Annotated in this window: 8 protein-coding genes; 6 read left to right on the top strand and 2 right to left on the bottom strand. The window is 55.6% G+C overall.

The features are described from left to right. Nucleotides 1-50 precede the first annotated feature (50 nt). Nucleotides 51-1079, bottom strand: coding sequence for a lipopolysaccharide heptosyltransferase I (gene waaC / locus LGT44_RS19045; protein WP_230332005.1), 1029 nt, complete (start codon nucleotides 1077-1079; stop codon nucleotides 51-53). A gap of 185 nt (nucleotides 1080-1264) precedes the next feature. Here waaC and LGT44_RS19040 point away from each other — a divergent pair, with 185 nt between their 5' ends. The 4 genes from LGT44_RS19040 to LGT44_RS19025 all read left to right on the top strand — a co-directional run bounded on the left by LGT44_RS19040 (nucleotide 1265) and on the right by LGT44_RS19025 (nucleotide 5895). Further along, nucleotides 1265-2200 (top strand): lysylphosphatidylglycerol synthase domain-containing protein, encoded by a 936-nt coding sequence (locus LGT44_RS19040; protein WP_230332004.1) that lies wholly within the window; start codon nucleotides 1265-1267, stop codon nucleotides 2198-2200. A 269-nt stretch (nucleotides 2201-2469) separates the two neighbouring features. Next, a complete protein-coding gene (locus LGT44_RS19035) occupies nucleotides 2470-3507 on the top strand; it encodes a glycosyltransferase family 2 protein (RefSeq protein WP_230332003.1) in 1038 nt (345 codons plus the stop codon). Then, nucleotides 3497-5107: an ArnT family glycosyltransferase gene (locus LGT44_RS19030; RefSeq protein WP_230332002.1), complete on the top strand. Its 1611-nt coding sequence runs from the start codon at nucleotides 3497-3499 to the stop codon at nucleotides 5105-5107. Before LGT44_RS19035 ends, LGT44_RS19030 begins: the two co-directional genes overlap by 11 nt. After that, nucleotides 5104-5895 carry a phosphatase PAP2 family protein gene (locus tag LGT44_RS19025; protein WP_230332001.1) on the top strand — a complete coding sequence of 264 codons (792 nt, stop codon included), beginning with the start codon at nucleotides 5104-5106 and terminating at the stop codon, nucleotides 5893-5895. Before LGT44_RS19030 ends, LGT44_RS19025 begins: the two co-directional genes overlap by 4 nt. A gap of 49 nt (nucleotides 5896-5944) precedes the next feature. On the opposite strand, the gene LGT44_RS19020 is transcribed toward LGT44_RS19025, so the two are convergent. After that, nucleotides 5945-6193: a hypothetical protein gene (locus LGT44_RS19020; protein ID WP_230332000.1), complete on the bottom strand. Its 249-nt coding sequence runs from the start codon at nucleotides 6191-6193 to the stop codon at nucleotides 5945-5947. A 177-nt stretch (nucleotides 6194-6370) separates the two neighbouring features. On the opposite strand from LGT44_RS19020, the gene fabB reads away from it, so the two are divergent. Both fabB and LGT44_RS19010 read left to right on the top strand, forming a co-directional pair. Continuing rightward, nucleotides 6371-7582, top strand: a complete 1212-nt coding sequence (gene fabB / locus LGT44_RS19015) for a beta-ketoacyl-ACP synthase I (protein WP_145468919.1) — start codon at nucleotides 6371-6373, stop codon at nucleotides 7580-7582. A gap of 204 nt (nucleotides 7583-7786) precedes the next feature. Further along, nucleotides 7787-12709, top strand: coding sequence for an ATP-binding protein (locus tag LGT44_RS19010; RefSeq protein ID WP_230331999.1), 4923 nt, complete (start codon nucleotides 7787-7789; stop codon nucleotides 12707-12709). Nucleotides 12710-12727 lie beyond the last annotated feature (18 nt).

Raw genomic sequence — 12727 nt, 5'->3', positions numbered from 1 at the left:
CGGGCGCCATAGCGCCCGTTTTTATTGCTGCCGAATTACCGGGGATTTCATCAGCCGGCTGAGTTCAGACGGCCAAGCAAATGATCGAACACCCGTTGCGGGCTGATCTCACGATAACAAGGCGGCTGAATATCGCCGGGCTCATTTTTCAGGCAGGTTTTCGACAGACAGGGAGCACAATCGCTGTAACCGCTGCGCATGACTTCAACCTGTGGGCCTAATACGCCGGTCAGGGTTGAATCGGTGGCGCCATAAATGGCCACGGAAGGTACTTCCAGCGCGGCAACCACATGGGATAAACCGGTATCCACGCCAACCACGGCCTGCGCATGGGCCAGATAAGCATTGAGCGCATTGAGGCCCATTTTCGGCAGCACCTCAACACCATCCAGTCCGGTGGCAATACGTTCGGCGCGCTGCTGCTCTTCATCATTACCCCAGGGCAAAACGACTTTACGCCCACTGGCCGCTACCATAGCTGCCAGCTCACGCCAGTAAGCTTCCGGCCAGAGTTTGGTGATCCAGGTCGTGCCGTGCAGAAACAACCAGTAATCACCGTCAACCGCCGGCCGCTGCCAGCGTGTGCGGTCAACGCCGTAACTCAGTCCATCCGGCACTTCATAACCCAGCACCTGGGCAAACAGCTGGCGCACCCGTGGAATGGCGTGCTGACCTTTGGCTACATTCTGAGGAAACTGATAGGCCCGCGCCGCCAGCGGCTCACGGCAACTGTGCTTATCCAGACCAAAGCGCGGGCCACGGGCCATACGGGTAAATACCGCGCTTTTAATCAGGCCCTGAGCATCCAGCACCACGTCATATTCGGTGGCACGCAGATCACGCCAGAAGGCTTTCATCTCAGCCCGATTGGCTTTATCACGCAGATTTTTACGCCAGCGCCGCCAGGCCACCGGGATGACTTTTTTGACTGCCGGATGCCAGGTCGGAATTGCAGCAAAAGCTTCTTCCACCACCCAGTCGACTTCCAGTCCGGGAATCGCCCGCCAGGCATCTTCCAGCGCCGGCAGGGTATGGAACACATCCCCCAGCGATGAGGTTTTAATCAGCAGGACTTTCACGGCAATTCTCCATCACAGAAACGGCTGCCCGGCCAGGGCCCCGGGCTTATTCTTTTTCGGGAGCGCACTTTATACCAAGCCAGCGGTGATTCAAACGACCGCACAGCAAAACCCCGCCCTCCTTGCTTGACAATACACCGGGCGACGGCAACCATGCCGGCCTTTACCAAGCGCGAGGCTGCACTGTGTTCAAATCGTGGAAATTCTGGCTGGGGCTGACCTTATTACTGGCCCTGATCTGGCTGGTTGAGCGCAGCTATGGCTGGAGCGCCGTTGTGCAGAGCTGGCAGAGCATCGCCCCGCAACAGGTTGCCATCGCCATGCTGCTGATGCTGCTGAGCTATCTGCTGCGCGCACTGCGCTTCTACGACTTTTTCTGGCAGCAATGCCGCGGCCAGTTTATCCGCCTGACACGCATCACCGTGCTGCATAACTTCTTCAATAATATGCTGCCAATGCGCAGCGGCGAAACGGCCTTCCCTCTGCTGATGAAACAGCACTTCGATGTGCCCTATCGTCACAGCGGCCCGGCATTATTGTGGCTGCGTCTGCTCGATCTGTACGCCCTGCTGGTGCTCGCTGCGCTGTCACTGCACACCCAGCTGGACGTCGGCAACAGCGTCAAACTGCTGCTGGCTGCTGCCCTGCTGACCGCACCGCTGCTGGTACTGCCACTGCAGAATGCTCTCAACCGTTTTCTTCTGGCGCACCCCAGCAAACTGGCCAACCGTGGCGCCGAGCTGATGCACGCCCTGCCCAAATCGCCCTGGAGCTTCGCCCGCGCGCTGTTCTGGACCCTGATCAACTGGGCACTGAAGCTGGCGGTCTATGCCTGGCTTTTGGCGCAGTTTCTGAATCTGCCTTACAGCCAGAGCTGGATGGGCGCGACCACCGGCGAGCTGAGCAGTGTTTTACCGATTCATGGTGTGGCCGGTGCCGGCACCTACGAAGCCGGTGTACTCGCGGGCCTTTTACCCTGGGGTATTGATCACGCCAAAGCACTGGCCGCCGCGGTGAACCTGCATCTGTTTGTACTCGGCAGCACGCTGCTGCTGACCGCTCTGATTACGCTTCTGACCCAGCGTCTGAAGATGCCGGCAACGGCTAACAACAACGGATAAAGCTCCAGCCGACATAAAGTTCGGCAGCTATAGCACTGCGGGATGGCACACTGAGTTTTTGCCAGCAGCAGTGCTCGTTATTTTCCTGTCATCCCCTTTTGGGTATGATCGCGGTTCTTTTTACATCGCGCGCTGTGGCTGCACCGGTTTTGGCGTTATCAAACCGGCTCATGGCGCCCGCAATTCCTTTTTACAGAGTGGTAATGACCTTGACTGAGGCAAATACATCAGCGGCAAACAAGAAGCCTTCACTGTCTGTAGTGATCCCCATGTACAACGAGATCGAAAACGTTGGCCCTATGGTCGCGCGCGTGCATGAAGGACTTGCCAGCTATAACGGCGACTGGGAGCTTCTGGTCGTTGATGATGGCAGTACCGACGGCACGCCTCAGGCTCTGAAAAAAGAATCCGAAAAATACGGCAGCCACGTGCGCGTGGTTGAGCTGCGCCGTAACTTCGGCCAGACCGCCGCAATGCAGGCCGGTATTGATGAAGCCCGTGGCTATCTGATCGCAACCCTCGATGGCGATCTGCAGAACGACCCGGCCGATATTCCGCGCATGGTCGACCATCTGCTGGAGAATGATCTGGATCTGCTCACCGGCTGGCGTAAAAACCGCAAGGACGATCTGGTGCTGCGTAAGATTCCGTCACGTATCGCCAATCGTCTGATTGGTAAAATCACTGGCGTGCGCATCAACGATTACGGCTGCTCGCTGAAAATTTACAAGTCTTCGGTCATCAAACAGGTTCGTCTGTATGGTGAAATGCACCGCTTTATTCCGGCATGGGTGGCTGCGGTTGTGCCGCCGAGCCGTATCGGCGAAATTGTGGTAACCCACAATGCACGGGTGGCCGGTGAGTCCAAATACGGCATTTCGCGCACCTTCCGCGTGATCCTCGACCTGTTGTCGGTGTACTTCTTTATGCGTTACCGCGCCCGTCCGGGCCACTTTTTTGGCTCAATCGGTCTGGCGCTGGGCTCGATGGGTGGTCTGATGATGACCTACCTGGCCTTTGTGAAATTTATTCTGGGTGAAGACATCGGCAACCGCCCGCTGTTTTTAATTGCTGTGGTCTGTGTCATTGCCGCCCTGCAATTTCTCACCACCGGCGTATTGTCGGAGCTGATTTCACGTACTTACTTTGAATCATCCCAGCGCCAGCAGTATGTGATCTACCATCCTGCGGCCGATGCCGACAAAGGCGAACCAGGCTGGAATCAGGAACGAAACACAGCAACCGCTGCAACCACTACCCCAACAGAGGCCAACCCCTCAGGTGGTGACGATCAGCATGCCAGCTAAGTTGCATTACCGCCTGCCAGGCCTGCAGATGCCACTGTGGCTGCTGCTGGTTCTGGTGGGGTTTTTCTTTGCCAACCTCAATGGGTATCTGCTGTTTGATCATGACGAGGGCGCCTTCAGCGAGGCGACCCGCGGCATGTTTGAGCGCGGCGATTTCATCACCACCTGGCTTAACGACCGGGTGCGTTTCGACAAACCAATCTTGATTTATTGGCTGCAGGCCGCGTCTATCTCGGTATTCGGCACCGAAGTCTGGGCTTTCCGCCTGCCATCGGCGCTGGCCGGTCTGGGCTGGACACTGGCCATATTCGCTTTTGTACGCCGCCATCTGGATGAAAAAACCGCCATCATTGCAGCGCTGATCGCTGCCGCCAGCCTGGGCATTAATATGATCGCCCACGTTGCGACCGCCGATGCCTTACTCAACGCCCTGCTGGCCACCACGCTGCTGCTGATGTACAGCTACAGCCGCCAGCCCGCCAACAGCCTGCTGGTTGCGATTTACGCACTGATGGCACTGGGTGTACTGACCAAAGGGCCCGTGGCCGTTGCCATTCCCTTTATGGTGGCCGCACTGTTTTACCTGAGCCAGGGCCTGCGGGCAGAATTTCTGCGCGCCATATTTTTTATTCCCGGCTGGATTCTGTTTGTCGCCATCGCCGCGCCCTGGTACATCCTTGAATATCAGGCACAGGGACAGGCCTTTATTGATGGCTTCTTCCTCAAGCACAACGTCAACCGCTTCAACAATGCGATGGAAGGCCACGACGGTGGCTTCCTGTTCTACCCGCTGGTGTTGCCTTTTGTGCTGGCGCCGTTCGGTGCCCTGCTGCTGCGTATTGTTCCGTCTGTTCGCAACATTCTGCCGGGCAAAGACCCGCTGGATGCTTTCCTGTGGATCTGGTTTCTGGTGGTGCTGGTGTTATTCAGTCTGGCCAGCACCAAGCTGCCGCACTACATCCTGTATGGCTGCACCCCGCTGGTAATCCTGATGGCGCGCTACCACGCCTGGCTGCAGAACCGCTGGTTCGCCCTGCTGTTCCCGGCTCTGCTGTTTGGTGTAATGGTCGCGTTCCCGCTGCTGATTCCGGTGGCCGAACAACGTCTGACCAACCCGATTGAGATTGCCGTCGCCCAGCGCGCCGGCCATTACTTTAATCAGGACTTCGCCATTCTGGCTGCGCTGGCCGGCATCGTCAGCCTGACCCTGATTCTGTGGCGCCGCTATCCGTTATGGAGCCGCCTGGTCATGGTTGGTGGCGTGCAGACGATCTTTGTCTGGTTTCTGTTTGTACCGGCTTTCAGCGAAGCCCAGCAGCGCCCGGTGTGGGAAGCGGCACAGTTTGCCAAGACACTGAACGAACCGGTCTACACCCAGTCCATCGATATGCCGAGCTTCAACGTTTATCTGAATAAAGTGACGCACCGCCGCCCACTGAACATTGGCGAGGTCGGCTTTGGCCGTGAAGACCGCTTAGCCAAAGACAACGAATACTATGATGTGCTGTTCCAGTCGGGTCCGATTCAGATTGTGCGCCGTATTGCTGCACCAGCCTCTGAGTCTGAACCTGCACCGGCATCCGCTGTGGAGCAGCCATGACACAGCAACAGACCCTGGGCAGTACTCCGCTACTGACTCTGGCTGCTCTGTTGCTCAGCGCGGCATTATGGCTGTGGCTGAGCAACGCCAACCAGGCGGTGTTTTTACAGTGGAACCACGCCGGCGGACTACTGCCTGACTGGCTGTGGGCCAATCTCACGCTGGTTGCCGACACGCTGTTTGCCGTTGCTGTGCTGCTGATTGCTGCCTGTTACCGGCCATTATTACTGACCCAGTCGCTGGTACTGCTGATTCTGGGAGCGGTTTTCGTGCATTTTTTCAAAAGTACACTGGACGTTGCCCGTCCGGCCGCCGTGCTCAGCCATGACAGCTTCACCATTATTGGCGCGGTACTGAAAGGACACAGCTTCCCCTCAGGCCATTCCTTTACCGCACTGAGCTGTGCCGGCCTGTTATGGCTGAACAGCAAACGCCTGAGTGCTGGACTGTTGATTCTGCTGCTGGGACTGGCGGCCGCGCTGAGCCGCGCGATGGTCGGTGCGCACTGGCCTCTGGATATTCTGGTGGGCAGTGCCTTCGGCCTGCTGTTCGCCTGTCTGAGCGTTGCACTGGTCAATCGCTTGCACTGGCTGCAGGCCCATGGCTGGAAATTATTCAGTGCCCTGCTGCTGACACTGGCTTCAGGCTATCTGGCCTTTCATGAAGATGGCTATCCGTTTACAGATCCGCTGGCGATTGCCGCCAGTCTGGTTGCAGTCATCACCGCACTGGTCAAAATCTGGTTGCCGTTTGCGCGCCTGTTGCGACAGCAAGACACCGGAAACTGAATAGTCGGGGGGGGCGTTAACGTCCCCGGCTTACCGCACTCTGCTGATATCAGGCGCCAAACAAGTCAAAGGTAATACCGCCGTCATCGGACTGATCGAGCCACCCTTTGGGCTTGGAAAAGGTCTGCTCCATCTGTGCCGCCACGGCATCCGTGATTTTCCGCGTCGGTTTTTCCCCTAACATAGCCTGCATGCGATCCTCGTCCTGTCCCAGACAAGCAGCCATGGTCTCCACATCCAATGCATTCTCCAACATCAGCTTCTGCGCCCGGCTCCAGCGCACATCTTGATCAGCCATCACTAATACAACCCTTTTTCTTTTGATTAAAGACTATTGGTTAACAATATTTTTCTTTATGCCTTTTTGACGACTGCTATATAGTGGTGGCCGCCAAAGGATTGAAATATTACCTCAATATTTCTGTCATAGGCTGTACAGGATTTCATTTCGTTAATAAGAATCAGAGTATCAGTTATGCGTCGAGTTGTGGTTACAGGTTTAGGAATCGTAGGTTGTCTGGGTAATAACAAAGATGAGGTACTGGCATCCCTGCGGGCACAGCGCTCTGGTATCAGCTATATGCCGGAATACGCCGAACTCGGCTTCCGCAGCCACGTCGCCGGCAAACCGCACATTGATCTGGATGAGGTCATCGATCGCAAGCTGAAGCGTTTTATGGGTGACTCCGCGGCTTATTCTTATTTATCCATGCGCGAAGCCATTGAAGATTCCGGCCTGACCGCTGAGATGGTCAGCAATCCCCGTACCGGTCTGGTTGCCGGCTCCGGCGGTGCGTCTTCCAGCGATATCGTTGAATCCGTCGATATTCTGCGCGAAAAAGGCATCCGTAAGGTCGGCCCATACCGCGTAACCCGCACCATGGGTAGCACCGTATCTGCCAACCTGGCAACGCCGTTCTCTATTAAAGGTGTGAACTACTCCATGACCTCCGCCTGTGCCACGAGTGCACACTGCATCGGTCATGCGATGGAACTGATTCAGTGGGGCAAGCAGGACATCGTTTTCGCCGGTGGCGGCGAAGAAGAACACTGGTCTCTGACCATGCAGTTTGATGCCATGGGCGCTCTGTCGAGCAAATACAACGACGCTGCGGAGACTGCATCCCGCCCTTACGATGCCACCCGTGACGGTTTCGTCATCGCTGGCGGCGGCGGCATGCTGGTACTGGAAGAATACGAACACGCCGTTGCCCGTGGCGCGACTATTTACGCTGAACTGATCGGCTATGCGGCCACTTCCGACGGTGCTGACATGGTTGCGCCGTCCGGCGAAGGTGCCGTGCGCTGCATGCAGGATGCGCTGGCAATGGCAGGCAACCCTACCATTGATTATCTGAACACCCACGGCACCAGCACGCCAGCGGGTGACATTACCGAACTGCGCGCCGTAGGCCAGGCCTTCGGCGACAAAGTACCGCCAATCAGCTCAACCAAATCTCTGACCGGTCACTCTCTGGGTGCCGCCGGGGTACAGGAGGCGATCTACAGCCTGCTGATGCTGAAGCACGGTTTTATTACCGGCAGTGCCAACATCACCGAAAAAGACGAAGGCGCAGCTGGTTTCCCCATCGTGACCGAAAACCGCGACGCTGCGCTTAAAACCGTGATGTCGAACAGCTTTGGCTTCGGTGGGACCAACGCGACCCTGATTTTTCAGTCCCTCTGAAAAAACGTGTACTGAGTCGCTTTTACTGGTTATTAGTGATATTCAAGAAAGACTTTTTAGGTTTTACTAATGCCCCCTGTTAATCCGCACACGGTCAGTTTTCTGGCTGTGCGGTAGTTTTACAGAGGCATGATGGGCTGGTTCCGCGACATCCGATTCAGGCCGGCCCGATTGAATATCGGCACATTATGGAATGTAGTAACGATGACAGAGCAACAGGTTTCAACAGGAAACGCCATATCCAAACATATCGACCAGCTGTTCCAGAAAGCAGAACAGCTGTCTGCCGACTTTTCCCTGTTTCCGGAATACGAAGATAACGCCGTTGATCAGAGCGTTAAAGGGCTGATCTCTCCGGAACGCTGCGAGGCCGAACTTGAGCGCCTGCGTGGCCTGAATATCGACAATTATATTGAACAGATCGTCGCGCCCAGCGAAAGCAACAGCCGCATGGGCGCTAAAGCTGTGGTACAGCATCTGGTGCTGCGTGTTATCACCGAAGTAGAAGACGGCCCGCTGTACTGCGCCGAGGCCGATATGGACTTTGGTGGTCATGTACGCCGCGTTGGTTTTATCTGCCAGAACCGTGAACACGCCAACGGTGCGTGGCAGCCACAGCATCACAACCGTGCCGCCCAGCAGGCCCGTGCCTTTGCCCGTCGCGCCATGCCGATTGTTACCTTTATCGACACCCCCGGAGCCGATGCCGGTGAAGCCGCGAATGCCGGCAACCAGGCACACAGCATCTCCCACCTGATTACCGAAATGGCCAACAATGATGTGCCAACCCTCGGTATTATCTGGGGTGCCGGTTATTCCGGCGGTGCAATCCCGCTGGCAACCACCAATATTCTGCTCAGCGTGCGTGATGGTATTTTCAACACCATTCAGCCGCAGGGTCTGGCGTCCATTGCACGTAAATACAACCTGTCCTGGCAGGAATGTGCCAAGTACGTTGGCGTATCCGGTTTTGAATTGCGTGAAGCCGGGATTATCGATGGCATCATCGATTACGCCCCGACCGATGCTGACGAAAAGCGTTTCAACCTGCATCAGGCCATTACCACCGGTATCGAATCCATCGAAGCCAGTGCCGCCGAGTTTGCCCGTCACAGCAAATATCTGATGGACCATTATCAGCGCAGTGTTGAACGTTTCCTGCGCCCATCAGAAAAACTGGAAAAGCTGCAGAAAGACTCTAACTTCTTCCTTGCCCAGACTCCGACCGAGCATATCAACCTGTTCGGCCTGACCTATCGCTACACCCGCTACCTCACCCTGCGCCGCCGTATTCATTCCACAACACTGGAAAACTACGGTCGCCTGGCAGAAAAAGAAGTACCGGAAGGCCAGCTGCAGTCCCGTCTGCAGCGTGAATCCAAGCGCAAATTCCAGAACTGGCTGCAGGCACCGGAAAAAATCGTCTATGACGACAACCTGCACAGAAGCTGGAAAAACTTCTGGAGTAAGTACGAAGACCGTGACGAGAGCCGCAGCACCATCGCCCGTCTGTTCTTCGGTGAGCCCAAGAACAATTACTTAAAAGCCAAGCAGGAACTGTGCTTTAACCTCGGTTTGTATCTGTTTAACCGCTGGAAATCCGATGCCTCGGTTAATTTCCAGGGACTGATGGATTACCTTGAAGACTACAAGCAGAGCCGTTTCCTGCTGCGCGCCAATGACATCCTCGATGCCGTTGCCGTGGCTGAGTTCGTAGAAAAGAACCCGCATCCGCTGGCCGCTTACATTCGCGAGCAACTGCCGCACGAAACCCGTCAGGAACTGACTCAGGGCCTGGCCAAGGAGAAGTCCAAAGGCGCACTGAAGCAGTCACTGGCAACCGCTCTGAACAGCATCCTCAAAGATGAGCTGATTCCGGATCATATCCGCGCGGATTTAAAACTCTCCACCCGTACCGAAGCACTGGCCAACAGCATTGCCAGCATCAAAGTGGAAGCCAACCGTCGCATCATTGAAGAAGCACTGGCCCCTTACATTCAGTTCCGTCAGGAAAACATTCAGAACCCGGCACACCCGGATATCACCATTCTGGATGCCATTCTGCATGACGAACTGCGTTACGAGTTCAGCCAGGTGTGTCAGAACATGCTGGTGTTTGGTCAGCTGTACGACAACTTCATCAATAATCTGGTCGGCGTGGCAAAAGAAGCCAACGAAGACCGTTCGTTGTCACGCGAGTCGGTGAAAACCCTGCTGGAGAAATCCCTGGCCGAAGCCACCGAAGGCGACAGTTATACCGCACAGGAGCGCGAATCCTTTAACCACTGGCTGAGCTACTTTATCAAGAGCAATCAGCGTGGCGACTTCCTGAAGTCGGTTGAGGAATGGAAAAAACTGGCTTTCCCGCGCCTGTCAGACACCCTGTTTGTGGTGATCACCTTTATTTTCGAAAAACTGCTGCCGGAATATCATGAAGCCGAGCAGGATGGTAAGACCTATAACGGCCGTATCAACCCGGTCTCTATCGGTCGCCGTAAGGATTTCTGGAACCGTCTGACCATGGCTTACCACGATCTGCTGATTCAGCAGGTTCTGGACGATACCAAACGTCAGAAGAAGACCTCAGCACAGGCCATCATTGACCGCTTCTTCAACGATTTTGAAGAACTGAATGCCAGCCTGATGTCCGCCGATCCGGTGGCCTTCCCGGGCTTCCGCAGCTCAATCGAAGGTGCACTGAAGAAAGACATCAAGCCCTGCGGTGTGATCACAGGTATCGGTACCATCAAAATCGGTGAGCGTGAACAACAGGTCGGTGCGCTGGTTTCCAACCTCGACTTCCAGGCCGGCGCCTTCGATATGGCCTCCGCTGAGAAGTTCTGTAAGCTGATGGTGGAATGTGCGCGTCTGCAATTGCCGATTGTGTGCTTTGTTTCCTCCGGCGGTATGCAGACTAAAGAAGGTGCCGCTGCCCTGTTCTCTATGGCCGTGGTTAACGACCGTATCACCCGTTTCGTACGCGATAACGATCTGCCGATCGTGATCTTCGGTTTTGGTGACTGTACCGGTGGTGCGCAGGCGAGTTTCGTGACTCACCCACTGGCACAGACCTACTACTTCTCCGGCACCAATATGCCGTTTGCCGGCCAGATCGTGGTGCCAAGCTATCTGCCAAGTACCTGTACCCTGTCGAACTACCTGTCGGTATCGCCTAAGTCGATGGACGGTCTGGTCAGCCACCCGTTCTTTGATGATCTGGACGACCGCCTGCGTGCCATCGACCCGGATATGCCGGTTGCCCGCTTCAGCGTCGATGACGTTCTCGACCGTGTACTTCAGGGCTATGTCACGGCAGAGCGCATGGCTCCGGATACCGGCGCCAATGCCAGCAAACTGAAAAAATACGGCAAGATCGACAAGGTACTGATCCACGCTCGTGGCTGTACTGCGGTGAAACTGATCCGCAAGGCACAGGAAAACGATATCAAGGTCATTCTGATTGCATCCGACCCGGATATGGAATCGGTACCGGTCGATATGCTCGGGCCTGAAGACCGCGTGGTCTGTATCGGTGGTAATACGCCGGACGAAAGCTATCTGAACGCCAAATCGGTACTGCGTATCGCCCACCACGAAAACGTGGATGCGCTGCACCCGGGTATCGGCTTCCTGTCGGAAAGCAGCCAGTTTGCCGCCCTCTGTGGTAACCACGACATTAACTTTGTCGGGCCGCCGGTTTCATCGATGGAAACCATGGGCAACAAGTCCAACGCCATTAACACTGCGATGCGAGTGAATGTGCCTGTTGTACCGGGTTCCCACGGCATTCTGACCAGTTCCGCCAATGCCGCTGCGGTAGCCGATGAAATCGGTTATCCGGTACTGCTGAAAGCGGTACACGGTGGTGGCGGTAAAGGCATTCAGGTGGTGCATTCGCCGGATAAGATCCACGCCCTGTTCCACCAGATTTCTACTGAAGCCAAAGCTGCTTTCGGTAACGGCGACGTGTATCTGGAAAAATACGTAACCTCCCTGCGTCATATCGAAGTACAGGTATTACGTGACAGCCATGGCAACACCAAGATTCTCGGTCTGCGCGACTGCTCGGTGCAGCGTAACAACCAGAAAATCTTCGAGGAATCCGGTTCCACCATGCTGCCGCGTGATCTGGAACAGGCGGCCTACGATTTTGCTGCCAAACTGGCGGATGCGGTGAAATACGTCGGTGCCGGTACGGTTGAATTTATTTTCGACCTGCACGCCAACACCATCTACTTCATGGAGATGAACACCCGTCTGCAGGTAGAGCACCCGGTAACTGAACTGGTGTCGGGTATTGATATCGTCAGCACCCAGTTCCGCATTGCCGAAGGCGACAGCATTGCTGACCTGAAGCCGGTATCCAAAGGTTATGCCATTGAAGTGCGCGTGAACGCTGAGAAAGCCGTGCGTAAGGGTGACGATGTTGAATTCGTACCAACACCAGGCCTGATCCGCGATTGCGTGCTGCCGGAAGAAGACTACATCGAGCTGATCGCGATGGCGGCACCGGGTAAACAGGTATCGCCGTTCTACGACAGCATGGTGGTACAGATTATCTGTTACGGTAAAGACCGCAACGATACCATCGCCAAGATGCGTGAATATCTGGAACGCGTGCGCATTACCGGCGTGTGCACCAATATTCCGCTGCTCAAGCGTGTGCTGGACGACAAGGTCTTCCAGGACGGTGTCTACGACACCACCTATCTGCCGCAATTCCTTGACCGTATCGACGTTGATGCGCTGATCAAAGATATTGAAGACGCGGCCGATATGAGCGCCAACGCGGTGGATGCGGCGGCACTGAAGATCGAAGGTTCCGACGAGCTGAAAGTACTGTCGCCATCGACCAGTATTTTCTATGGATCGTCATCGCCAAGTGAACCGGCCTTTGTCAAAGAAGGCGATATCATCGGTGTTGATCAGACCCTGTGTCTGATGGAAGCCATGAAGATGTTCACTCCGCTGAGCCTGAAACAGTTCAATCGTGCCGGTACCGAACTCTACCCTGCCGGGCAGAAATTCAAGGTAACGCGCATTATGAACAGCGATGGCCAGCAGGTTAACCAGGGCGACTTACTGTTCGTGGTTAAACCGGTCAGCAGCAGCGAAAACGCAGCCTGACAGGTTCATACTGAGTAA

The organism is Thalassolituus alkanivorans (assembly GCF_020447205.1).
Taxonomy (GTDB): Bacteria; Pseudomonadota; Gammaproteobacteria; order Pseudomonadales; family Oceanobacteraceae; genus Venatoribacter; species Venatoribacter alkanivorans.
The sequence above is the reverse complement of the archived record's forward strand: the minus strand, read 5'-3'. Positions and strand labels throughout refer to the sequence as shown.

What these genes read in the sequence shown, in the direction of transcription:
- LGT44_RS19035 (WP_230332003.1), top strand. Translation starts at nt 2,470, where the DNA reads ATGTACAACGAGATCGAAAACGTTGGCCCTATGGTCGCGCGCGTGCAT.
- LGT44_RS19030 (WP_230332002.1), top strand. Translation starts at nt 3,497, where the DNA reads ATGCCAGCTAAGTTGCATTACCGCCTGCCAGGCCTGCAGATGCCACTG.
- LGT44_RS19025 (WP_230332001.1), top strand. Translation starts at nt 5,104, where the DNA reads ATGACACAGCAACAGACCCTGGGCAGTACTCCGCTACTGACTCTGGCT.
- LGT44_RS19020 (WP_230332000.1), bottom strand. Translation starts at nt 6,193, where the DNA reads ATGGCTGATCAAGATGTGCGCTGGAGCCGGGCGCAGAAGCTGATGTTG.
- fabB (WP_145468919.1), top strand. Translation starts at nt 6,371, where the DNA reads ATGCGTCGAGTTGTGGTTACAGGTTTAGGAATCGTAGGTTGTCTGGGT.
- LGT44_RS19010 (WP_230331999.1), top strand. Translation starts at nt 7,787, where the DNA reads ATGACAGAGCAACAGGTTTCAACAGGAAACGCCATATCCAAACATATC.